21 protein-coding genes and 1 other RNA gene are annotated in these 23,447 nt (G+C 65.3%); 12 read left to right on the top strand and 10 right to left on the bottom strand.

Annotated elements, in window-relative coordinates; genetic code table 11:
* The first annotated feature begins 7 nt into the window (after positions 1–7).
* A complete protein-coding gene (locus GRI47_RS02220) occupies positions 8–250 on the top strand; it encodes a hypothetical protein (RefSeq protein ID WP_160659752.1) in 243 nt (80 codons plus the stop codon).
* A gap of 134 nt (positions 251–384) precedes the next feature.
* Here the strand turns inward: GRI47_RS02220 and ssrA are convergent.
* Positions 385–728, bottom strand: a transfer-messenger RNA (tmRNA) gene (gene ssrA / locus GRI47_RS02215).
* A 150-nt stretch (positions 729–878) separates the two neighbouring features.
* Entirely contained in the window at positions 879–1,358 is a 480-nt protein-coding gene (gene mscL / locus GRI47_RS02210) for a large conductance mechanosensitive channel protein MscL (RefSeq protein WP_160659751.1), read from the bottom strand.
* 144 nt (positions 1,359–1,502) lie between these two features.
* Here mscL and GRI47_RS02205 point away from each other — a divergent pair, with 144 nt between their 5' ends.
* Genes GRI47_RS02205 through GRI47_RS02185 form a run of 5 tightly spaced genes read left to right on the top strand, consistent with a single transcriptional unit; the run spans position 1,503 to position 5,003 of the window.
* Positions 1,503–2,123, top strand: a complete 621-nt coding sequence (locus GRI47_RS02205) for a LemA family protein (protein WP_160659750.1) — start codon at positions 1,503–1,505, stop codon at positions 2,121–2,123.
* Between the two features lie 8 nt (positions 2,124–2,131).
* On the top strand, positions 2,132–2,995 hold the full coding sequence (locus tag GRI47_RS02200) for a TPM domain-containing protein (protein WP_337190622.1): 864 nt from the start codon (positions 2,132–2,134) through the stop codon (positions 2,993–2,995).
* The gene (locus tag GRI47_RS02195) at positions 2,996–3,670 is read left to right on the top strand and encodes a TPM domain-containing protein (protein ID WP_160659749.1); all 675 of its coding nucleotides are present in this window, start codon (positions 2,996–2,998) and stop codon (positions 3,668–3,670) included. It begins immediately after the preceding gene.
* A complete protein-coding gene (locus GRI47_RS02190) occupies positions 3,667–4,206 on the top strand; it encodes an NUDIX hydrolase (RefSeq protein WP_160659748.1) in 540 nt (179 codons plus the stop codon). The genes GRI47_RS02195 and GRI47_RS02190 overlap by 4 nt, the downstream gene beginning before the upstream one ends.
* Before the next feature lie 2 nt (positions 4,207–4,208).
* Positions 4,209–5,003 (top strand): SDR family oxidoreductase, encoded by a 795-nt coding sequence (locus GRI47_RS02185; protein WP_160659747.1) that lies wholly within the window; start codon positions 4,209–4,211, stop codon positions 5,001–5,003.
* 65 nt (positions 5,004–5,068) lie between these two features.
* Here the strand turns inward: GRI47_RS02185 and GRI47_RS02180 are convergent, their stop codons facing one another.
* From GRI47_RS02180 to GRI47_RS14745, 3 genes are read right to left on the bottom strand one after another with little or no spacing between them, the layout of a single operon-like run.
* Positions 5,069–5,284 carry a PspC domain-containing protein gene (locus GRI47_RS02180; protein ID WP_160659746.1) on the bottom strand — a complete coding sequence of 72 codons (216 nt, stop codon included), beginning with the start codon at positions 5,282–5,284 and terminating at the stop codon, positions 5,069–5,071.
* Positions 5,281–5,394 carry a recombination protein F gene (locus GRI47_RS02175; RefSeq protein ID WP_160659745.1) on the bottom strand — a complete coding sequence of 38 codons (114 nt, stop codon included), beginning with the start codon at positions 5,392–5,394 and terminating at the stop codon, positions 5,281–5,283. Before GRI47_RS02175 ends, GRI47_RS02180 begins: the two co-directional genes overlap by 4 nt.
* A gap of 25 nt (positions 5,395–5,419) precedes the next feature.
* Positions 5,420–5,533 carry an enoyl-CoA hydratase gene (locus tag GRI47_RS14745; protein ID WP_202387154.1) on the bottom strand — a complete coding sequence of 38 codons (114 nt, stop codon included), beginning with the start codon at positions 5,531–5,533 and terminating at the stop codon, positions 5,420–5,422.
* Between the two features lie 224 nt (positions 5,534–5,757).
* On the opposite strand from GRI47_RS14745, the gene recF reads away from it, so the two are divergent.
* Entirely contained in the window at positions 5,758–6,849 is a 1,092-nt protein-coding gene (recF, locus tag GRI47_RS02170) for a DNA replication/repair protein RecF (protein ID WP_160659744.1), read from the top strand.
* 13 nt (positions 6,850–6,862) lie between these two features.
* Here recF and GRI47_RS02165 read toward each other — a convergent pair whose 3' ends face one another.
* Positions 6,863–7,567, bottom strand: a complete 705-nt coding sequence (locus GRI47_RS02165; protein ID WP_337190621.1) for an arylesterase — start codon at positions 7,565–7,567, stop codon at positions 6,863–6,865.
* Between the two features lie 14 nt (positions 7,568–7,581).
* Between GRI47_RS02165 and GRI47_RS02160 the strand changes: the two genes are divergently transcribed.
* Together GRI47_RS02160 and GRI47_RS02155 are read left to right on the top strand one after the other, a co-directional pair.
* Positions 7,582–8,304, top strand: a complete 723-nt coding sequence (locus tag GRI47_RS02160; protein ID WP_419956978.1) for an ABC transporter ATP-binding protein — start codon at positions 7,582–7,584, stop codon at positions 8,302–8,304.
* Positions 8,301–10,808, top strand: coding sequence for an ABC transporter permease (locus GRI47_RS02155; protein WP_160659743.1), 2,508 nt, complete (start codon positions 8,301–8,303; stop codon positions 10,806–10,808). The genes GRI47_RS02160 and GRI47_RS02155 overlap by 4 nt, the downstream gene beginning before the upstream one ends.
* Positions 10,809–10,898: 90 nt before the next feature.
* Here GRI47_RS02155 and GRI47_RS02150 read toward each other — a convergent pair whose 3' ends face one another.
* Complete coding sequence (locus tag GRI47_RS02150) at positions 10,899–13,547, bottom strand: TonB-dependent receptor (RefSeq protein WP_160659742.1); 2,649 nt, start codon at positions 13,545–13,547, stop codon at positions 10,899–10,901.
* A gap of 302 nt (positions 13,548–13,849) precedes the next feature.
* On the opposite strand from GRI47_RS02150, the gene typA reads away from it, so the two are divergent.
* A complete protein-coding gene (gene typA / locus GRI47_RS02145; protein ID WP_160659741.1) occupies positions 13,850–15,679 on the top strand; it encodes a translational GTPase TypA in 1,830 nt (609 codons plus the stop codon).
* 144 nt (positions 15,680–15,823) lie between these two features.
* Here typA and budC read toward each other — a convergent pair whose 3' ends face one another.
* The 3 genes from budC to GRI47_RS02130 all read right to left on the bottom strand — a co-directional run bounded on the left by budC (position 15,824) and on the right by GRI47_RS02130 (position 19,870).
* Complete coding sequence (gene budC / locus GRI47_RS02140) at positions 15,824–16,612, bottom strand: meso-2,3-butanediol dehydrogenase (protein ID WP_160659740.1); 789 nt, start codon at positions 16,610–16,612, stop codon at positions 15,824–15,826.
* 80 nt (positions 16,613–16,692) lie between these two features.
* Positions 16,693–17,442: a ZIP family metal transporter gene (locus GRI47_RS02135; protein WP_160659739.1), complete on the bottom strand. Its 750-nt coding sequence runs from the start codon at positions 17,440–17,442 to the stop codon at positions 16,693–16,695.
* Between the two features lie 76 nt (positions 17,443–17,518).
* On the bottom strand, positions 17,519–19,870 hold the full coding sequence (locus GRI47_RS02130) for a TonB-dependent receptor (protein ID WP_160659738.1): 2,352 nt from the start codon (positions 19,868–19,870) through the stop codon (positions 17,519–17,521).
* A gap of 305 nt (positions 19,871–20,175) precedes the next feature.
* Between GRI47_RS02130 and putP the strand changes: the two genes are divergently transcribed.
* Together putP and GRI47_RS02120 are read left to right on the top strand one after the other, a co-directional pair.
* Positions 20,176–21,651, top strand: a complete 1,476-nt coding sequence (gene putP / locus GRI47_RS02125) for a sodium/proline symporter PutP (protein WP_160659737.1) — start codon at positions 20,176–20,178, stop codon at positions 21,649–21,651.
* A gap of 15 nt (positions 21,652–21,666) precedes the next feature.
* Positions 21,667–23,436, top strand: a complete 1,770-nt coding sequence (locus GRI47_RS02120) for a gamma-glutamyltransferase family protein (RefSeq protein ID WP_160659736.1) — start codon at positions 21,667–21,669, stop codon at positions 23,434–23,436.
* Positions 23,437–23,447 lie beyond the last annotated feature (11 nt).

The following is a 23,447-nucleotide window of genomic DNA, read 5'->3' as shown; positions in this document are numbered from 1 at the left end:
TCCCCAAGTGCTGCACAAGATCAAGCGTCTCTTCGTGATCAAGAACCGCTTCGAAGCGTATCTGATCATTTTCGCGCTCGCTCTGGGCGCGATGACGCGTGGGGCCCATTATACCGAGATCTATCCCGGCCCGATGGGCTACGTCCTGATGGCGGCCACCGCAGGCGCGGTGTTCCTCGGCGGGGCGAAAATTCTCGATTGCCTGCGCTACGAGCGCGAGGCGAAGGCGGCGGAAATTTCGGAAAGTTAGGTGGGGGTTTCTGTTGCTAGCTACCCATGGCTTTTGTTTTCATGGGGCGAGTACCGTTCCGTCTTCGGAAACCTCGGCTCTTTCAACCTAGCAAAGGTGGGGCGGTTCTGTTGCTAGGCCCGCCCCGAGCCCCCGGAATCCGCTTCTGTTGCCCGGTGGGTCCAACCGCGCTTTAGCTTTGTAAGATCAGGGCGTTAGCCCGTCAGATTACGCAGCGAGAGCGAGTGCTTCGTTGTCGTTGGCACTTGTGTGTTGCGAACAGTTTTACGGGTTACTCAGCCCGGGCGAAAATACCGTCTTTCAGCACACGTCGATCCTAGTTCGGCCCCGTCATAAACCGCGACAATGCGCGGTTTGTGGTGGAGCCGCCGGGTACTGCCCCCGGGTCCGTTGTACCTATTACACGGCACCATTTATCGCCATAGTCGGCCGAAACCGACAGACCCCATATAGGCGATCGAGCGTGAATTTAAAGTGACTCGATCACGCGTTCGCGTTTGCCCACCCCGTTTTCGTCATTGCGAGGCGACGAAGGCGCCGCGGCAATCCAGGGACGCTCGGAACCGCTCTGGATTGCTTCGCTTCGCTCGCAATGACGAATGTTGAGGGGACAGCCTGCTTTGGCAGGTCAGCTTGGCGTCGACTTTCCACCCTTCAATTCCGCGAGGATCTTCTTCAGCACGTCCAGCTGCGGATCGGTCGGAACCTCCGGGTTGGTCGAGCTGTCTTCGGTTTCCGCCTGTTTGCGCTGGATTTCCTCGGTCACCTTGTTGACGCTGCGGACCAGCATGAACAGGGCGAAGGCGACGATCAGGAAATTGATGACCGCGGTGATCAGCGCGCCATAGCCGATCATGGCCACGCCCGCTTCCTTCAGCTGCTCGTAATTGTCGAGCGCGCCTTCGTATCCTTCGGGCACCTCGCCCAGCATCAGGAACCAGTTGGAGAAATCGATATCGCCGAAGAGCCAGCCGATCAGCGGCATCAGGATCGCTTCGGTCAACTGCGTGACGATCCCGCTGAACGCCGCACCGATCACGACGCCCACCGCCAGGTCGATCACATTGCCGCGCGCGATGAACTTCCGGAATTCGGTCCCCAATGCCATGATTGTCCTCCCTTGAGCTGATCCGCGATCCATCTGCCCGCTCACTTGCTCGCGATCAAGCGGAGGAATCCCGTCGATCGCGCTTGAACGGGCGGGCGGGTGTGCTAACTTGCCAAGACACTCAATCAGGAGACCGACGACACCATGAACCGCACTGCCATCTTTCGCACCGCAATCGTAGCCATGGCCGCGCTCGCGCTGTCGGCTTGCGGGATCAATTCGGTCCCGACCAAGGAAGAAGCGGCGAAGGCGCAATGGGGCAATGTCGAAACCGCCCTGCAGCGGCGTTCGGACGTGATCCCCAACCTCGTCTCGGTTGTCCAGGCCGCCGCGATCTCCGAACAGAACATCCTGCAAGGCGTGATCGATGCCCGCGCCCGCGCCACCTCGATCAACATCACGACCGACGACCTCTCGAACCCGGAAGAATTCCAGCGCTTCAACGAGGCGCAGAACCAGCTTACCCAGGCGCTGGGGCAGCTGCGCACCGTGGTCGAAAACTATCCGCAGCTCGCCAGCCAGCCGCGCTTCGGCGATCTGATGGTCGCGATCGACGAGGCGAACAACCTCATCAACACCGAGCGCGTGCGCTATAACGAGGCGGCGCGCGACTATAACACGGAAATCCGCACCTTCCCTTCGACTATCGGGGCGAACATCATCCATGGCGCCGAACCGCTGGAATATTTCGAAGCCGACGCCGCGAGCCGCGCCAATCCCGAGGTCGACATGAGCGGCATCACCGGAACTGCGGGAGCGAACTGAGCAGCGCCATGATGCGCCTGTTCCTGACCTGCTGGCTGCTGCTGGCCGCGCTGTGCGCTGGGCCGGCGGCGGCCCAGGCCGACCTGCCGCCGCGCCCGGACGGGCCGGTCTATGACGGCGCCGCCATGCTTTCGGCGCAGACCGAGGCGGCGCTCGACCAGCGTCTTCGCGCCTATAATCAGGAAACGGGCCGCACCATCGTGGTGGCGACCGTGTCCTCGCTCGGGGGCGAGACGATCGAGCCTTACGCGACGCGCCTGTTCGAGACCTGGGGCATTGGCGGCGAAAAGCGCGACACCGGCCTGCTCCTCCTCGTCGCGCGCGACGATCGGCGGATGCGGATCGAGGTCGGCTATGGGCTGCATCCCTATTTCGGCGGCATCATGGCCGGGCGGGTCGTCAACGACGTCATCACGCCGCGCTTCAAGGCGGGGGATTTCGATGGCGGGGTGACGGAGGGCGTCGACGCCATTCTCGATCACCTGGCAAACAGCCCCGAAGATGCCGTTGCGATCGAGGAAGCGCAGCAGGCGGCGGAGCAGGCACGCCAGTCGCGCGATGGCGGTTTTCCCATCGGCGCGATTATCTGGATCGCCTTCATCCTGTTCTTCTTCGTCCTTCCCATGCTGCGCGGACGCGGGCGCAAGCGGCGCTTCGGCGGCGGCAGGCGCGGCCGCGCCGGTCCCTGGGGCAATGCCGCGCGCGACATCATCCTGTGGGAAGCCGGCAAGGCGATCGCGCGCGGCCTCTCCGACAGCGACGACTGGGGCGGAGGTGGCGGCTTCGGCGGCGGTGGCTTCGGTGGCGGGGGCGGCTTCGGCGGCTTCGGTGGCGGCATGTCCGGTGGCGGCGGCGCCTCGGGAGGCTGGTAGATGGCGTATCTCTCCGAACAGCAGCACCGGCTCGTCTCCGACGCGGTCGCAGAGGCCGAGCTAACCACCAGCGGCGAGATCGTCACCGTGCTTGCCGACCGCAGCGACGGCTATTCCGATGTCGTGCTGGTCTATGCAGCCGGTATGGCGTTCACCGCGATGAGCGTCTTCGCCGCCCTGCCCCGACCTTTCCTCGACCTGTGGGATGCGCTCATCGGCGGGTGGGGCCATGACTGGTCCACAGGCGAGCTTGCCAGCATGACGATCGCGCTCGGCCTCGTGGCCTTCGCTGTGAGCTGGGTGGCGCTGAGTTTCGACGCGCTGCGCTTCGCGCTCGTTCCAAAACCGGTCAAGGCGGCGCGCGCCCGCGATGCCGCTGTCCGCCATTTCAAGGTCGGCGCGGAAAGCCGCACCCATGGGCGCACCGGCGTGCTCCTCTATCTCTCCATGCGCGAACACCGGGCCGAAATCGTGGCCGACGCGACCATCGCATCGCAGGTCCCGGCGGAGGTCTGGGGCGAGGCGATGGCCGATATGCTCGGCGAAATCCGCGAAGGACGCGTGGCCGAGGGGCTGGCGGCGGGCATCCGCGATGTCGGCCTGGTTCTCGCGGAACGCTTCCCTCGCGACGCGGAGGACACCAATGAACTGCCCGACAGGCTGATCGAGGTATGACCCCCGACCACGACGCGCCCGAACGGATCGAATGGCAGGGCGATTACATCACCGCCAAGACCCGCGGGCGCTGGGAATATGTCGGGCGCGCCCGCAATATACGCGCCGCGGTGATCCTGCCTCTGATCGGGAACGACGTGATCCTGGTCGAACAATATCGCGTCCCGCTGGGCCGCAATTGCATCGAACTGCCCGCAGGCCTGATCGGCGACGAAGAAGGCAAGGCCGACGAGGACGACCTCTCCGCCGCAGGCCGCGAGCTGGAGGAAGAAACCGGCTATCGTGCCGCGAAGCTCGAAGACATCGGCCAGTTCTTCTCTTCGCCCGGCATGGTCAGCGAAAGCTTCACGCTCGTCCGCGCCACCGGGCTGGACCGGGTCGGCGAAGGGGGCGGGACCGCGACTGAGGACATCGCCGTCCACCGCGTCGCGCGGGCGGGCCTCAAGGAATTTCTCGACCGGAAACGCGCCGAAGGTTGCGGTGTCGACGTGCGCCTGCTCTTGCTCTTGGGACAGGACATAATCGCGGGAGAGTAAACGTGGCGGAAGCGAAACAGGGCAGGTGCGCGGGCAAGCTGGCGCTGGTGACCGGCGCGGCGCAGGGTCTGGGGCGCGCCCATGCGACGCGGCTGGCTGAGGAAGGCGCGCGCGTCCTCTGCACCGATCGCAACGGAGAAGGCGCGGAAGAAACCGCGCGACTGATCGACGAACAGATGGGGAGCGGCACGGCCTTCGCCTGCGCGCACGACGTTACCGATATCGACGCCTGGTCCGATGCCGTCGCAATGGCGCGCGACAAGATGGGTGGATTGAATGTCCTGGTGAACAATGCCGGGATCGGCGTCGGCGGCAATATCGAGACCTGCGATTTCGACGACTGGAAGCGGTGCTTTGCGGTAAATGTCGATTCGATCTTCCACGGCTGCCGCGCGGCGCTGCCGCTGATGCGCGAGCACGCGCCGGGCTCGATCGTCAACATCTCCAGCATCGCCGGGCTGATCGCCAGCGATACGATGCCCGCCTATAATTCGTCGAAGGCGGCGGTGTGGATGCTGTCCAAATCGATCGCGCTTCACTGCGCCAAGAACCGCATGGATATCCGCTGCAATTCGATCCACCCTACTTTCGTGGACACGCCGATCCTCGACGGGACGGCGAAGAACCACAATCTCGACAAGGACGTGTTGCTCGAAAAGCTCGCCCGGCAGATCCCGCTGAGGAAAGTCGGCGAGCCGAACGATATCGCCGATGCGGTGGTCTATCTCGCCAGCGACGAGAGCAAATTCATGACCGGGGCCGAGCTGAAGCTCGACGGCGGTATTTCGGCGATGTGATGTTTTCGCGCTCGCGGGCCGTTCGGGCCCGTTTGGCGAGGGGAGGAGAGCGAACTCCCCTCCCCTCAATCCGCGATCAGGCCGATCGCGAGGTAGATCAGCAGGAAGCTGCCGAGGCCGAGCAGTGTGCCGAGCACGAAACCGACCCGCACCAAAGTCACGTCGATCCCGAAATGGCGGGCGATGCCGCTGCAAACGCCCATGAGTTTGCGGTTCTGGCGGTCGAGCGCGAAGCCCTTGCTGGGGGTGCCGCCGGCGGGGGAATTGCGAAGGTCGTTCATGCCAGCATTCCGTTCGGCGAGGCGGGAATGATCGCGGTGGCGAAGAAGACGGCCGAGATGGCCAGCGAGAAGGCGGCTGCGAACAGCTTGCTGCCGTCGAAGTCGGACATGGGAATTTCCTTTTCTTGAGATGATTTAGGCGATGAGGACGGATGGGCTGGCGGGGACGATCGCGGCGGCCATGCAGAGCGCCGAAATGGCGAAGGCGGCGATGGCGGCGAAGGCGTTGTTGGCGTTGAAGAGAGACATAATCGGTTTCCTTTTTCCCTGAACCCGGCCTTTCCGGGTGACGGAAACATGGTTGCAACCGCCGTGCCAAACTCGAAAAACGGCGTATTTCCGCCATTCGCCCTCCAAGAGAAGCTGACAGCCTCGTTCATCAATCCGAAAGGTTGGGAATTTTTCCCATTTCTTGGATTTCACCCTATTCGGGTGGATAGGATCGTGTGCACGAGCTATTGCCCGGACCGTCCATGGCGCTCGACCGCATCTCCCTTTCCGGCTACCGCAACCACATCGATACCGCGATCAAGGGCACGCGGGCGGTCAATCTGCTCGTCGGCGCGAATGGGGCGGGCAAGACGAATGTGCTCGAGGCGCTCTCGCTCTTCGCGCCGGGTCGCGGAATGCGCCGCGCGGCGCTTGCCGATATGGCAAGGCACGATGGCGGCGGTGGGTTCGCGATCGGCGCGGACCTGACCGCCGCGCACATTGGAGAGGGAGAGCCCGTCCGCCTCGGCACCTATACCGAACCTGCGCGACCGGGTCGCCGCCGGGTGCGGATCAACGGCGCGGAGAAGAGCGCGGTGGCGCTGGGCGAGTGGCTGGCGGTCGGCTGGCTGACTCCGGCGATGGACGGGCTGTTCACCGGCCCGGCGCAGGACCGGCGGCGCTATCTCGACCGGTTGGCGCTCGCGCTCGACCCGGATCATGCCAGTCGCGCCAATCGCTACGAAGCGGCGCTGCGCGAACGTAACCGGCTGTTGTCGGACGATCGCGAGCTCGATCCGGTCTGGCTCGACGCCATAGAAGCGCAATTGGCAGAACACGGCGCGGCCCTGTCGCGCGGGCGCGCCGCCCTGATCGACGCGATGATGGCGGAAATCGTGATCCAGCCCGAAGCGCCTTTCCCGCGCCCCGCCCTCAGCTATGCGCCCGGTGGCCCGGAGGGGTTCGAGGCGCTGTCCCAGGCGCTCCATGACGGACGCCGCCGCGACCGTGCTGCGCAGCGCACGCTTACCGGCCCGCACCGCGACGATCTGGAGGTGCTCTACGCCGCCAAGCGAATGCCCGCCGCCGCCTGTTCGACCGGGGAGCAGAAGGCGCTGTTGCTGGCGATGACGCTGGCCCACGCTGCCCTCGCGGCGAAGGGGCGCGCCTCGCTCTTATTGCTGGACGAGGTCGCCGCCCATCTCGATCCCGACCGCCGCATCGCCCTGTTCGACCGCCTGCGCAGCGGCGGCGCGCAAGTGTGGATGACGGGAACGGAAATCGCCCCCTTCGAAGCGATTGCGGGCGAGGCGGCGGTGTGGGAGGTTCGGGGCGGCGCGGCTTCGCCTCGCTGAGCGATACCCGACGCTACTGCGCTGGCGGCAGGGCCTCGACCACCTCGGCCACCGTATCGTTCGCCAGCACCTGCAGGCCCTCCTCCGTCGGGTGGATGCGATCGTTCTGGAACAGTTCGGGACGCTGATAGACCGTCTCCAGCCAGAACGGGATCAGGTCCGCCCCGTATTCCTGCGCCAGATCGCCATAGAGCGCGTCGAAATCGCGCTGGAATTCCGGCCCGTAATTGGGCGGCGCGCGCATCCCCATCAGCAGCACCGGAATGCCGCGATCCCGCAATTCGCTGAGCATCGCTTCGAAATTGGCGCGCGTTTCTGATGGCGGAATGCCGCGCAACAGATCGTTGCCGCCCAGTTCGAGAATGACGAGGTCGATATTCTGCTGCTTGTCGAGCACGAAGGGGAGGCGCTGGCGCCCCGCCCCGCTGGTGTCGCCCGATACGCCCGCATTGACGATCCGTGCGTCGATCCCGCGTGCGCGCAGGGCCGTTTCGAGCTTGGCCGGATAGCTGTTTTCCGTCCCGACACCGTATCCCGCAAACAGGCTGTCCCCGAAAGCGAGGATGCGGCGTTCCGGCCCGCTGACAGGGATTTGCGGCGTGTCGTCATTCGCCGCGACGGGCGCGGTTTCACGCGGCTGGGGCGCGGGATCGGCGCTCTGCCCGCACGCAGCGAGTGCTATCAGCAGCGGAATGATCGACAGACGGACGAATTGCACCGGCGAGGCTCCTTGTGGGGGACAACGCCCTGTGCCATCGCAGTGAAGTGACCAATTCTCAAGCTGCGATCTCCGCCCGAAATCTCACTCTCACGCTCGGCACCGCGGAGGCTCCAGTAGAAATCCTGCGCGGCGTCGATCTCGACGTGATGCCCGGCGAGACCCTCGCGCTGCTCGGCCCGTCCGGGTCGGGCAAGAGCTCGCTGATGGCGGTCCTGTCGGGCCTCGAACGCGCCACGGGGGGAACGCTCGAGGTCGCGGGCCAGGATTTCGTCGGCATGGACGAGGACGCGCTGGCCCATGCGCGGCGCGGGCGGATCGGGATCGTGTTGCAGGCTTTCCACCTCCTGCCGACCATGACGGCGCAGGAAAACGTCGCCACGCCGATGGAATTGTCGGGCGAGAGCGATGCCCAGGGGCGCGCCCGTGCCGAGCTGGAGGTGGTCGGCCTCGTCCATCGGCTCGACCATTATCCGCAGCAATTGTCGGGCGGCGAGCAGCAGCGCGTCGCCATCGCGCGCGCCATCGCGCCAAGGCCGGACCTGATCTTCGCCGACGAGCCGACCGGCAATCTCGACGCCGCGACCGGCCACGAGATCGTCGACCTGCTGTTCGCGAGACGGGCCGAGACCGGGGCGACCCTGCTGGTCATCACCCACGATCCCGAACTGGCGAAGCAATGCGACCGGGTGATCCAGCTGGGTGACGGGGTGATCGCGAGCGATACGAAGCGATGAGCTGGGCCGAAGCCTGGCGTATCGCGCGCCGCGATCTGAATGCGCGCTTCAAGGGCCTGCGCCTGCTGCTGGTCTGCCTGTTCCTGGGCACGGGGGCGTTGGCGGCGATAGGAACGCTGACTGCCGCCATCGAAGGCGAGATCGCTTCAAGCGGGCAGGAATTGCTCGGCGGCGATCTCGAAATCGAATTGTGGCAGCGCGCTTTGAATCCTGAAGAGGATGCCGCGCTCGCCGAATACGGATCGCTGACGCGCGGCTATCGCTTGCAGGCCATGGCCCGGAACGGCGATCAGGCGGTGCCGATCGGGTTGAAGGCCGTCGACGATGCCTATCCGCTTTATGGCGCGCTGACCTTGCAGGACGGCCGCAATGCAGGCGCGCCAGCATCGGGAGAGGCTTGGCTCGATCGGGGGGCCGCAGAGAGGCTGGGTGTTGGGCCGGGCGATACGATCGCCATCGGAACGCGCAGCGTGACGGTCGGCGGGATCATCGCGACCGAGCCCGACAAATTGAGCGAGGGATTCCAGCTCGGCCCGACCGTGATCGTGGCCGAGAGCCTGCCCGAAGCGGCGGGGCTGCTGGCGCCCGGTTCGATGTTCCAGAGCAAGACCCGCGTCGCCTTCGACACGCCGCGCGATCCTCAGGACGTGCGTGACGAGCTGGAGGACCGCTTCCCCGAAGCCGGGTTCGATTTCCGCACCGCCGATCGCGCATCGCCCGGTGCGGATCGCTTCGTCAGCCGGATGAGCGAGTTCCTGACCCTGGTCGGCCTCGCAGCGCTCGTCATCGCCGGGATCGGGATCGGTGGAGGCGTAACCTCCTATCTCGACGCGCGGCGACAGGCGATCGCGACGCTCAAGATTCTCGGCGCGACAAGCACCGATATCGCGCGCATTTACGCGCTCCAGATCGGGGCGGCGGCGCTGGTGGGCAGTCTTGCGGGATTGCTCGTGGGTGTGGCGGTGACGCCGCTGCTGGCGGTCGCACTGTCCGGCCTGCTCCCGGTCGAGACCGGCCTTGTAGTCGATCCGCTCGCGCTCCTCACTGCGCTGGCCTACGGATTGCTGGTCGCCTTCGTCTTCGCCGCGCCGCCGCTGCTGCGCGCGCGGCATTTCCCCGCGATGGCGCTGATGCGGGCGCGGATCGCGCCGCTGGCACAGGACCGGCAGGCGTTGATCGCGGTCGGCTTGGGCCTCGCAGCGATCGTCGCGCTGGCCCTGCTGAGGGCGAGCAATTGGCAATTGTCGGGCCTGTTCCTCTTGGGCGCAGCCCTGGCACTCGGCCTGCTCGCCCTGCTGGGCCTCGCGATCCGCAAGCTCGCCGGTGCCCTGCCCCGCCCGAACAACCCGATCGCGCGCAATGCGCTCGCCAATCTGCACCGCCCCGGCTCCTCAACCGGCGCGCTCGTGACCGCGCTCGGCTTCGGCCTCGCCGCCTTCGTCCTGCTCGCCGCGGTCCAGTCGGCCATCGACGGCAATATCGAACGCCGCGTGCCCGAGCAGGCGCCCGACTATTTCGTGCTCGACGTACCGCGCGATTCGATCGCGGATTTCGAGGCCCTTGTTCGCGAGGAAGACCCCGCTGCCGATATCCGCACCGTGCCCGCCCTGCGCGGCGCGGTACTCGCTTTCGGGGCTGAGGGCGCGATGACCCGCACCGCCGAACTCGAAGAGATCCCCGACGGCGCCTGGGCCCTGCGCGGCGAGCGCGGGCTGACCTATGCCGACGGGGTTCCTCCCGGTAACACCATCGTCGAAGGCGAATGGTGGGGGCCATTCCATGAGGGCGAGCCGCTGGTCAGCGTGGATCAGGAATTCGCCGAGGCCGCAGGGCTCGAAATCGGCGACCTCCTGACCTTCGGCGTGCTCGGCACCGAGCGCACCGCCCGTATCGCCAATCTGCGCACGATCGATTGGGAGAGTCTCGGCTTCAACTACGTCTTCGTCCTCAGCCCGAATGCGCTGGACGATGTGCCGCACAATCTCGCCGCGACGATCGAACTGACGCCCGGAACGCCCACCGCGCCGATCCTGCAAGGGCTGGTGCGCGAATTCCCCTCCTCCTCGGTGATCGAGGTCGGCGGCATATTGGAGCAGGCGCGTACGCTTCTCGAACAGGTCGGCCTTGCCACGCTGGCCGCGGCGAGCGTGGCGGTGCTGGCAGGTCTCGCGGTCCTGCTCGGCGCGATCGCGGCGGCGCGGGCCGCGCGAACCTACGATACGGTGATCCTGCGCGTTCTGGGCGCGGACCGGCGGCAGGTCCTGATGATGCAGCTGATCGAATACGGCGTGCTGGCCTTGGCGCTCGCAATGGTGGCGCTGGGGCTCGGCAGCCTGCTCGCCTGGCTGGTCATCACCCAATTGTTCGAATTCGACTGGCTGCCCGATTGGGGCGAGATCTTCGCTGTGCTCGGAATGGGGCTCGCCGTAGTGATGGGCTTCGCGCTCGGCGGATCGCTCCCGCTGCTGCGAGCCAAACCGGCACAGGCGCTTCGGGCCTTGTAACCTTACCGCTTCAGGCGGACCAGGAGGCGGGACAAAGAAAAGGGGGCCCGAAAGCCCCCTTCCCCTTCAAATGCTTGAAAGCCGATCCGCTCAGAACCGCATCCGCGCCGTCACGCCGTAAGTGCGCGGCTGGCTGGGATAGCCCGAGATCGAGCCCGCCTGAGCGGTGCTCGGGAAGATCTGGGTGAGATACTGCTCGTTGCCGAGATTGCGGACATAGCCGCTCAGCTCGAACCCGTTCTCCATCGCGAAGGTCAGCGATGCGTTCACCTGATTGACCTCGCGCGTATAATTGCGGGCGATCGCGCGCTGCTGTTCGAAGGTGCCGAAGCCCGGAACCCCTTCGAGCAGCTGGGTGTCGCTCTCGTGGTAATAGTCGACACGGCCGATCAGCAGGTTCCCGCTCGATCCCAGTTCCTGCGTGTAGGTCGCCGAGGTGGCGATCGTGAAGGAGGGGATACCCGCCGGGCGCGTGCCCGTCAGGTCGCCGACAGCCGAATTGGTGAAGCTGTCATAGATCGGATCGAGATGGGTCAGCGCGAAGGTGAAGACCAGCGCGTCGGTCGAGCTGATCGTGCTGTCGAGTTCGAAACCGCGAGTCGACTGCTGGCCCGCATTGGCGAGGGCGAAGCCCGTTCCGGTGAAGACGTTCGACTGGAAGCCGTCCAGCGTCTGGTCGAACAGCGCGAGGTTGAGCGCGAAGCCCGGATAATCGAGCTTGATGCCCAGTTCGTAGACTTCCGATTCCTCGGGACCAGCGAACCGCGAACCGGTGCCGAGATTGGGGACCGCGATGCCCGCATCCCGGATCGGCGAGGACGGAGCGAGGATCAGGCTGCCGCGCGGGCCGGGCGTGTAGTCGGACGCCAGCGGGCGGCTGTCACGCGACAGGTTGACCGAGCTGGCCTTGAAGCCGGTCGCATAGGTGAAATACGCGTTGATATTGTCGTTCACCTCGTAGGCGATGCGGCCCGTGTAGCTCCAGTCGTCGTCTTCCGTCTTGCCCGGTTCGACCGCGTTCGGCACGCCCAGGAAGGGCGGGATGAACTGCAAGGGCTGAAGGGCGAGCAGCGGGTTGACCGCCGGATTGACCGCAGCGCCCGTGATCGCACCGAAGATGGGGCGCGTCGCCGGATTGGTGGCGAAGCCGTTGATGACCGCGGGGGTCACCGCGCCAGGCGCCACGTTGAGCGCACGGGCGATCTGACCGACGATGAAGGCATCGACGAGATTGACGTTCGCCAGCGGATCGAAGGATTGCTGCGCGAGAGTGAAGTCCTTCTCGTCCTTGGTGTAGTTGAAGCCGCCGGTCAGCGTGAGCCGATCAGTGATTTCGAAATCCACCGTTCCGAAGATCGAATAGCTCTCGTTCTGAAGCGTGAAGGCTTCACGCGAGAGCGGACCCTGCGCGAAGCTGCCACCCTGCGGGATGCCCAGCGCCGCTTCGGCCGCCGGAAGCGCGCCGCCCGCCAGCGCGTTGAAGAACGGCCGAGCCGCCGCGCCATTGTCGAGGCCGCTGGTCTGCACCACGTCTTCGTTGAAATAGAACCCGCCGAGCAGGAAGTTCAGCGGCCCGTCGAAATCCGACGTCAGGCGCAGTTCCTGCGTGAAGGTGTCGACCGCCTGGTCGCGGAATTCGCTGACGATGTCGGCGCTGGTGAAATCGACGTCCTGCTGGTTGAAGGCGCGCAGTTCGCGATAGGCGGTGATCGAGGTCAACGACATCGCGCCGATCTCGTATTCCGCCTGGAGCGAGCCGCCATAGCTTTCAATGTCGTTGACCGGCAGCCGGTTGAGATAGGCTTCGTAGCTGAACGGATCGTTCGCCGCGACATTGCCGCCGACCGCGCGGGTGGCCGCGAAAGTCGGCCCGGCGAGGACATTGCCGGCAAAGCAGCAATTCTCGTCGATCTTCGAATAATCGCCGATCGCGCGGACCGTGAGCGGCCCGCCATTGTCGAACAGCAGCTGCGCACGCGCGCCCCAGCGATTGCGATCGTTGATCTTCTCGTCGAGATTGACGACGTCGACATAGCCGTCGCGGGTGTTGTAATTCCCCTCGACCGAGAAAGCCACGCTGTCGGTGATCGGCCCCGTCACGTCGCCGCGCACGACGATATTGTCGTAATTGCCGTAGCTGAGCGAGGCGCTTCCACCGAAATCGAACTGCGGTTCGCGCGTAACGACCGAGATGATCCCCGCGCTGGCGTTCTTGCCGAACAGGGTCGATTGCGGGCCGCGAAGGACCTCGATGCGGGCGACATTGGCGAGATCGTTGATCTGCGCCGCCGAACGCGAGCGATAGACCCCGTCGATGAACACGCCGACCGAAGGCTCGACGCCGACATTGTTGGCGCCGTTGCCGAAGCCGCGGATGAAGAAGGTGGTGTTGGCCGAGCTCTGCAGCTGGCTCACCCGCAGCGAGGGCGCGACGGTCTGAAGGTCGAGCAGGTCGCGGATTTCTGCGCGCTCAAGCGTCTCGCCGGTGGTCACGCTGACCGAGACGGGCGTTTCCTGGAGCGTCTGCGCGCGTTTGGTGGCGGTAACGATGATCGTGTCGGCGCCGGCGGCGGGGGCCACGTCGGGCTCGCCATCGGTCAGATCGGCATCGTTATCGAGCGTCGTGGTGTCTTCTTCGATCGCCTGTGCGGCAGCGGCGCTGGGCATGAGGGCGATGGCGGCGACACCGGCGAACAGGCCAGCAGATACGCCGCGCGAAAACGAACGCGAAAAATTCATGGACAACCTCTCTCATACAGGTGCGGATCTGTCCGATCCGCCTCTCTCCCAAGCGTGTCTTTGTCACACTCGTCGGGGGCGTTCCCCTACGTGTCCTACGCGATCGGAACAAGCGCGATCCCCGGATTTCCAAGTGATTCAGGCCGTGTTGCAGCGCTGCCACAGTTTCCGCTACGGCTTCGCGGAGCGAGGCGCGCCTCTGTTTGCTTGCCGCATTGCAGCAAGTGGGCTAGGGGGCGCGCGCACCGGGTGTTCGATCGCCCGTTCCCCTTTTCCCGACCCTCACGAAAGCACCCCGCCCCATGTCCCGCGACCTGCGCAACGTCGCCATCATCGCCCACGTCGACCACGGCAAGACCACTCTGGTGGACCAGCTGTTCCGCCAGTCCGGCACCTTCCGCGAAAACCAGCGCGTGGAAGAACGCGCCATGGATTCGGGCGATCTCGAAAAGGAACGCGGGATCACCATCCTCGCCAAGTGCACCAGCGTGGAATGGGAGCATGAGGGCAAGACCACCCGCATCAACATCGTCGACACCCCCGGCCACGCCGATTTCGGCGCCGAGGTGGAGCGTATCCTCAGCATGGTCGACGGGGTGATCCTGCTTGTCGATGCCGCCGAAGGGCCGATGCCGCAGACCAAGTTCGTCACCGGCAAGGCGCTGGCGCTGGGCCTCAAGCCGATCGTTGTCGTCAACAAGATCGACCGCAGCGATGCGCGCCCTGATGAAGTGCTGGACGAGTGTTTCGAACTGTTCCTCAGCCTCGACGCGAATGACGAGCAGCTCGACTTCCCCTCGCTCTGGGCCTCGGGCCGCGACGGCTATGCCAGCCCCGATGCGACCGCGCGTTCGGGCGATCTCGAACCGCTGTTCAAGCTGATCGTCGATCACGTTCCGGCCCCCGGCCTCGACACGGACGGGCCGTTCAGCTTCCTCGCCACCCTGCTCGACCGCGACAATTTCATGGGCCGCGTCCTGACGGGCCGGGTCCAGTCCGGCACGGTCAAGATCAACGATCCGATCCGCGCGCTGGATGCCGACGGCAATGTCGTCGAAGTCGGCCGCGCGACCAAGCTGATGAGCTTTGACGGGCTCGACCGCGTGCCGGTCGAAAGCGCGCAGGCGGGCGACATCATCGCGATGGCGGGCCTCGAAAAGGCGACCGTGTCGAACACCATCGCCGATCCGGCGGTGACCGAACCGATCGCCGCCCAGCCGATCGATCCGCCGACGCTGGCGATGCGCTTCTCGGTCAATGACAGCCCGCTGGCGGGCCGCGAGGGATCGAAGGTCACCAGCCGCATGATTCGCGACCGGCTGATGCGCGAGGCGGAAACCAATGTCGCCATCCGCGTCACCGAAAGCGACGACAAGGACAGCTTCGAAGTCGCCGGGCGCGGCGAATTGCAGCTGGGCGTCCTCATCGAAACGATGCGCCGCGAAGGCTTCGAACTCGGCATTTCGCGCCCGCGCGTCCTGTTCCGCGAGGAAAACGGCCAGCGCATGGAGCCGTTCGAGACCGTCGTCATCGACGTGGACGACGAACATTCGGGCACGGTCGTCGAGAAGATGCAGCGCCGCAAGGCCGAGCTGACCGACATGCGCCCCTCGGGCGCGGGTAAGACGCGCGTGACCTTCTCCGCCCCCAGCCGCGGCCTGATCGGCTATCACGGCGAATTCCTCTCCGACACGCGCGGCACCGGGATCATGAACCGGTTGTTCGAGAAATACGACGCGCACAAGGGCCCGATCGAAGGCCGCCAGAACGGCGTTCTTCTCTCGATGGTGGCGGGCGAGGCGACCGGTTATGCCCTGTTCGCGCTCGAAGATCGCGGCGAGCTGTTCATCGGCAGCGGTGCCAAGATCTACGAAGGCATGGTCATCGGCGAAAATGCCAAGCCGCAGGATCTCGAAGTCAATCCGCTCAAGTCCAAGCAGCTCACCAACTTCCGCTCGACCGGCAAGGACGATGCGATCCGCCTGACGCCGCCGCGCGTGATGACGCTGGAACAGGCCATCGCCTATATCGACGACGACGAGATGGTCGAAGTGACGCCCCAGACCATTCGCCTGCGCAAGGCGATCCTCGACCCGCATGAGCGCAAGAAGGCCAAGCGCAAGGACGGATAACTGGTCGGAGGCGGCCGGTCCCGGATCGGGCCGCCCCTGATTGCCGCGGCGCTGCGCGCCTCGCAATGACGAGATTGGGAAATACCCGCACCTTCGTCATTGCGAGCGGAGCGAAGCAATCCAGAGCCTCACTGCGCCTACGCCTCAGTCCCCGAACGCCATGAAGTTCGGCTGCCCGTTCGACGCGCTGACGCCGCCATCGACCGGCAGGTTCGCGCCCGTCACGAACCGCGCATCCTCGCTGGCGAGGAAAGCGACGACGCTTGCCACATCCTCGGGCTCGCCCGCGCGGCCCAAGGGAATGCGGCGCAGGAATGCCTGCATCAATTCCTTCTTGTCGCGGATACCCTCGCTCATTTCGGTCCGGGTCAGCGAAGGCAGGACGGCGTTCACGCGAATGCCCTGCGCACCCAGCTGCAGCGCGAGGCCGCGCGTCAGATTGGTCACCGCGCCCTTCGACGCGTTGTAGATCGGCATGGTCCAGTCGCCGCCGCTGCCCGACACGCTCGAAGTGTTGACGATCGACGCACCGCCCGCGATTTCGCTCTTGGCGAGTTCGGGGATCGCCGCGCGGCACATATAGAGCATCCCCTTGACGTTGATGTCGATCACGCTCTCGATATCCTCGTCCTCCGCTTCGGAAAGCTGCCCGGTGGCGGCGATGCCGGCATTGTTCACCAGCACGTCGAGCCCGCCGAAGCGTTCGACCGTCTTCTCGACGATCTCTTTGGCAAAATCGGCGCCTCCGATTGCGCCCTCGACGATCAGAGTGCGCTCGTCGGGAAAATCCTTCGCGACGTCCTCAAGGTCTTCGCGGGTGCGCGAATTGAGGACGACATTCGCGCCTTCCTCGGAAAAGCGGCGCGCGATGGCGGCGCCGATGCCGGAGGAGGAGCCGGTGACGATGATCGTGTTACCGGAAAAGCGGTTCATGGTTCGGACCTTTCAAGGGTTCGGAAGAATTGAGCGTTCGCCCAAGAAACCAGCCCCGTCGCCGGAAGGTCCTCGAAACATCACGCGGCGAAGTAGAACTCCGCCAGCACCAGGCCCGCATACAGAACAGCACCGCATAGGAACGGCCAGAAGCTGCTTTCGCGCTCTTCCGGCAATTCCTCTTTCAGGATCACCAGGATCATGGCTCCACCCACGAAGGCGAACAGGCCGCCGATCGCGATTGCGGGCAATTCGACAAACAGCCCCGTGATCCAGCCCGCCAGGGTCGCCGTGACAAGCGCCCAGCGGCCCGCGCGGTCGTAGATTTCAGGGTGGTCCGCACGGCTGGCGAAATCGGCGGTGACGAAATGCAGCAGCAGCGCGACGAAGAACAGGGCGAGCCCTTCCAGCGTTGCATCCTCGCGGTGGTTCAGGAGATAGGCGACGATGAAGATCAGCAGCCCGCTCGCCGCGATGTGGAGCCAGAAGATCCCGCTGCGGGGGCGGTTTTCGGCGCGTTCGCGCCCCCCGCGCGAGACCACCAGAGCGCGCTCGATCCCATAGAACAGCGCGAGGCCTGCCAGCGACAGGGTATAGACCCAAGCCTCCGCGGCCCCGCGCGCCAGGCCCGTCGCGCGCTGGAACGTGGCACCATGCGCGCCCAGTTCGGGCAGGATGTGCAGGAAGACGTAAGCGACCGCCACGCCGCCCGCGAAGCTCAGCCAGCGGCTGCGCGGCTCGACATCGAGGAAGCGCAGCCGTCCGACGAACAGATGCACCGCGCAGAAGGCGAGCGCCATGAAGGCGGTGACGGGCTCTATCGCGGGCATGGATGCGGCCTAGCGCGCACAGGCCGATGCCGAAAGGGGCGGACTGTTATCGGCCCGCCCCTTTCAAATTGGTCGATCAGAACCGGGCTTTTGCACTCACCCCGTAAAGCCGCGGCTCGGCGGGAATGAAGGTGGGGATACCGAACGCGCCGCCGGTGTTACCGGCATCGAGCAGATAATCCTCGTCGGTGGCATTGCGGATGAAGCCCGCGATCTCGAAGCGGTCATCCCCGAAGCTGACGCCTGCGCGCGCATTCACCAGCGTTACCCCCTCCTGCGAGATCAGGGGTCGGTTCGGCACTTCGAAGAAGATGCGGCTGCGATAGGTGATGCTGGGCGTAGCGAAGACGCGCATACCGTTGCCGAGTGGATAGTCGACGGTGAAACCGCCCGCCGCCTGCCATTCGGGTTGAAGGCGGAAACGGTCGCCCGCGAAGACGCCGTTCTCCGGCTTGTCGTCGATCCCGCCATCGATGTAGCCGACATTGCCGAACAGGCTCAGCCAGTCGGTCGGGTTCACCGCCAGTTCCGCCTCGACCCCCAGATTGCTGGCGCTGCCCGCGCTTCTGGTGACGCTGGTGCCGTCGGGCTGCGTGATGGTGACCTGGAAGCCCTCATATTCCTGGTAATAGACGCCCAGCGAGCCCGACACGACGCCGCTGGCGAATTTCAACCCCCCTTCGTAATTCCAGACCGTCTCTTCGGGAACGGGTTGCAGATTGGGGACCACCGCCCCGCCCGCGCGCCGCGCGCTCAATTGCACCACCGGCGAACGGCGGCCCTTCGAGACGGTCGCGAAGACGTTGAGATCGGGCGTCAGGCGATAGAGCGCGTTGAAGCGGGGCAGGACGGCGGAATAGCTGGCATCGGCTTCGAACACGCGCCCGCCGGTATTGAGCTGGCCGGGGATCAGCGGAGCGCCGGTCAGGACCGAATTGGGCACGTTCGTGACATAGCCCGACTTCCTCTGTTCGATCAGCAGGCGCGCGCCCGCCGTCAGCTCCAGTGCGGGCACGGGGATGAAGGTGACGTCGGCGAAGGTCGAATAGCTCTGATTGTCGCCCCGGTTCTCGAACACCGAAGAATAGGGAATGGCCGTCGCCGCCCCGCGCGTGAGAATAGCGGTCACGCGGGAGGCCGGGACCGATCCGTCCGCTCCGACGCAGGGAATCCCGGCAATCAGCGGGTTGGGCGTGGCGACGGTGGTGAGGCATTGCAGGAAAGTGCCCTCCTCGGTCGAGAAGGGGACGGTCTGGTTGCCTTTTTCGGTGAAGAAATTCCAGCCGAAGGCGGCGCGCCACATCGGATCGACGTAGCTGAAGCGGCCTTCATGGCTGAACTGCCGCCCTTCCGCGATTTCCGCGAATTCGAGGAAGGGCGCGGGGCTGCCATCGGCGTCGAACACCTCCGCGCTGTCGAATTCGCGATATCCGTTGACCGTGGTGAAGGTCCAGCTGTCGCCGAATTCATATTCCGCAGTCAGATTGGCATCGTAGACCTCGCGGTTGAGGCCGAGCTGCGCATCCCCCAGCGCGGCTTCGGAATAGGGCGATCCGCCCAATTGCGCGTCTCCGAACGGATCGGCTGGCCCGTTCGCCGTCGGGAATCTGCCCGAAATGAACGGGGTGCCGCCATTGCGCTGGCGATCGAACGTGCCGATCAGGTCGACCGTCAGCCTGTCGCTCGGGATGAAGCGCAGCGATGCGCGCACGCCGAGATTGTCCTGCGCATACAGCTCCTCCTCCTGCGAGGCGGCGAGATTTTCGACATAGCCGTCGCGCGTGCGCCATTCGAAGGCCACGCGCCCGGCCAGCACGTCGGACCCGGCATTGACGTATCCCGACAGGAGCGTCGCATCGTAATTGCCGTAACCGCCCGCGATTTCACCGGAGAAGCCGGGGCGCGGCCTGGCGCTGACGAGGCTGATCGCTCCCACCGCGCTTGCCGTGCCGAACAGGGTCGCCTGCGGCCCCTTGATCACCTCGACGCGGTCGAGATCGTAGATCGCCTGATACGATCCGCGCGAACGCGAGATGTCGACGCCGTTGTAATAGAGCGTGACGCGCGGCCCCTGCTGCGACGAGCCCGAATCCGACGTGACCCCGCGGATGACGACGCCGGGATTGTTGGCGCTCTGTTCCTGGATGTTGAGGCCCGGCACGTAGTTCGACAATTCGTCGAGATCGGTGACGCCCAATTCCTCGATGCGCTCCCCGCGCAGGGCTGAAATCGTGATCGGCACATCGGCGGCGCGCTGTTCGATCTTCTGGGCGGTGACGATGATCTCGTTCGCCGAAGAGGGCGATTCTTGGGGAGTGGGTTCCGCCTGCTGATCCGGCTGGGCGGCGGATTGCGCCTGAAGCGTGGCGACGGGGACAAGCGCGCTGGAAAGGGCGAGCAGGCGGATTACGGAACGCGAAGGCGACATGATACAAATTTCCCGTCGTTGAAAGACGCGAGCCCCATCGTCGCTCCGCATGACCGGGGCGTGTCGGTTGCGTTTCGTATTGGTGAAACAGGACCGTTTCGTCAGGTCGAGACGGTCTGGGTCCCATGATTGTGTTATTTTCGACACGCCTGCCCGCGGCCGGATGGCGATGGCGAGGGAAAGGATGCTTCGATCGCGATGGCGCTCTCGCAAAGATATTAGCCGCCTGTCCCACGCAGCCTAGCCTTCGATCAAATTCGCGCCGCGAGGATGACAGCGCGCCTCTGGTCTGTATGTAACGCCCTATGCAGACGGGAACACTCATCACGCTCGCCCTCTATTTCCTCCTGATGATCGGGATCGGCCTGTTCGCCTGGAAGCGATCGACCGACACCAGCGAAGGCTACATGCTGGCGGGGCGGAATCTGCACCCCGCCGTCGCGGCGCTCAGTGCGGGCGCCTCCGATATGAGCGGGTGGCTGCTGCTCGGCCTGCCCGGCGCGCTTTATGCAGCCGGCCTCGTGGAAGCCTGGATCGGAATCGGTCTGTTCGTTGGGGCCGTCGCGAACTGGATCATCGTCGCGCCGCGCCTGCGCCAGCAGACCGAGGAACTGGGCAATGCGCTGACCATCCCCGAATTCCTCGCCAACCGCTTTCCCGACAAGGCGAAGACGCTGCGCGTCGTCTCCGGCCTCGTGATCGTCGTGTTCTTCACCGTCTATACCGCGGCGGGCCTCGTTGGCGGGGGCAAATTGTTCGAGACCGCCTTCGCCAATATCCTGCCCGCAACCGGGATGAGCGATTACATGATGGGCATCTGGATCACTGCGCTGGTGGTCCTCGCCTATACGATGGTCGGCGGGTTCCTGGCCGTCAGCCTGACCGATTTCGTCCAGGGCTGCATCATGGTTGTCGCGCTGGTGCTGATGCCGCTGGTCGTGATGTTCGGCCCTGGCGGCACGGCGGGCGGTTCGATCGAGGCGGTCGCGGCGAGCCAGCCGGGCTTCCTGAGCCTGACGCAGGGCCTGACCTTCCTGGGCTTCGTCAGTGCCGTGACCTGGGGGCTCGGCTATTTCGGCCAGCCGCATATCATCGTGCGGTTCATGGCGATTTCCTCTCTCGAGAAGGTCAAGGTCGCGCGCAATATCGGGCTGGCGTGGATGGGCGTGGCCTTGATCGGCGCGCTCGGCGTCGGCATCGCGGGCCGCGCCTATGCGCAGCGCAACGGCATCGTGCTCGACGATCCCGAGACGATCTTCATCGTGTTGTCGGACCTGCTCTTCCACCCGCTCGTCACCGGCTTCCTGTTCGCAGCCCTGCTCGCCGCGATCATGAGCACGATCAGCTCGCAGCTGCTCGTTTCCTCAAGCTCGCTGACCGAGGATTTCTATCGCCTGTTCTTGCGCAAACACGCCAGCGAGCGCGAGGCGGTCAATGTCGGGCGCGTCTGCGTCGCGCTGGTGGCGGTGGCCGCGATATGGATCGCGCGCGATCCCAATAGCGAGGTGCTGGGCCTCGTCGCGAATGCCTGGGCCGGGTTCGGCGCAGCCTTCGGACCGCTGATCATCCTGGCGCTGACCTGGGACCGGATGACCGGCGCGGGCGCCGTGGCCGGTCTTTTGACAGGCGCGGCGGTGGTCGGCCTGTGGATCGCGCTCGGCCTCAACAGCGACTTCATCAACGGCCAGGGGCTTTACGAGATCGTGCCCGGCTTCATCGCCTCGTGGCTGGCGATCGTGCTTGTCAGCAAGGCCACGGGGGGCCACAAAGCTCCCGCCTGAATGGGAGAGAATTCAATGCGTTTCCTTACCGCCGCGGCCATCCTGGCCCTGATCGCCCACCCCGCCACGGCGCAGGAAGCGAAACCCATCGAAGACCAGATCGGCGCGGGCGGGCGCCCGGTCGGCGCGAACTGGTCGCGCAGTCCGGTGATCGCCCAGAACGGCATGGCCGCGACCGCGCACCCGCTGGCGACCCAGGTGGCGCTCGATACGTTGAAAGCGGGCGGCAGCGCGGTCGATGCGGCGATCGCCGCCAACGCCGCGCTCGGGTTGATGGAGCCGACTGGAAACGGCATTGGCGGCGATCTGTTCGCCATCGTCTGGGACCCGAAGACGCAGAAACTCTATGGCCTCAACGGCTCGGGCCGCAGCCCCAGCGGGCAGACTCTGGCGCAGCTCAAGGAAAAGCTCGGCGATGCGACATCGCTGCCCGCTTATGGCCCCCTCCCCGTCACGATCCCCGGAACGGTCGATGCCTGGTTCGAACTGCACGATCGGTTCGGCAAACGGACGATGGCCGAAAACCTCGCCCCCACCGTGCGCTATGCGCGCGAAGGCCATCCGGTCGCCCCGGTCATCGCCATGTATCTCGACCGTTCGCTCGCCGCCTATTCGCGGCGCGAGGACGAATTCGATTTCTCGAATGCGCGCAAGGTCTGGTTCGCCGATGGCAGCGCGCCGGAAGCGGGCGAGATCTTCAAGAATCCCGACCTTGCCAACACTCTGGAGACGATCGGGCGCGAAGGGCGCGATGCGTTCTACGAGGGCGCGCTGGCCGAAACGATGGTGACCTATCTCCAGCGGCAGAACAGCGCCTTCACTCGCGCCGATTTCGCCGCGCATGACAGCGAATGGGTCGATCCCGCCTGCGCGACCTATCGCGACGGGTTCGAACTGTGCGAACTGCCGCCCAACAGCCAGGGCTTCGCTGCCTTGCAGATGGTCAATATCCTGAAGAACGTCGATCTGGCACAGTGGGAGCGCGGCAGTCCCGAGGCCATGCATTACATGACCGAGGCCAAGCGGCTAGCTTACGAGGATGTCGCGCGCTTCTACGCCGATCCCGACTTCTCCGCACTGCCCGCCGAACTGCTGAGCGAGGAATACGGGCGCGAACGCTTCGCGCTGATCGATCCCGCCAAGGCCACCGCCTATGGCCCCGGCGAGCCCAAGCTGGAGGGCGAAGGCGACACCACCTATCTGACCGTGGTCGATGGCGAGGGGATGATGGTCAGCCTCATCCAGTCGAACTATCGCGGCATGGGCGGCGGGCTGGTGCCCGATGGCCTCGGCTTCATGTTCCAGGACCGGGGCGAGCTTTACAGCCTCGATCCCGCGCATCCCAATGCCTATGCGCCCTCCAAGCGCCCCTTTCAGACCATCATCCCCGCCTTCGTGAAGAAGGACGGCGCGCCCTATATGACGCTCGGCCTGATGGGCGGCGGGATGCAGCCGCAGGGCCACGTCCAGGTGTTGGTCAACATCGTCGATTATGGGATGAACCTGCAGGAAGCGGGTGATGCGGCGCGCTTCAACCACGATGGCGGGCGCCAGCCGACCGATAGCGTCAGCGGCCCGATCGAGGACCCGATGGGCACGCTGTTCGTCGAGCCCGGCATTCCCACCGCCACGATCGAGCAGCTGCGCGCGATGGGTCACAAGGTCGAAGTGGTCGATAACGGGATCATGTTCGGCGGCTATCAGGCGATCGCGCGCGATCCCGAAACCGGCGTTCTCACCGGCGCGACCGAAATGCGCAAGGACGGTCAGGCCTCCGGCTACTGACACGCGAGATA

The organism is Qipengyuania pelagi, assembly GCF_009827295.1.
In the GTDB taxonomy this organism is placed as follows: Bacteria; Pseudomonadota; Alphaproteobacteria; order Sphingomonadales; family Sphingomonadaceae; genus Qipengyuania; species Qipengyuania pelagi.
Note: the sequence above shows the minus strand (reverse complement) of the source record. Positions and strands in the feature narration are given on the sequence as shown.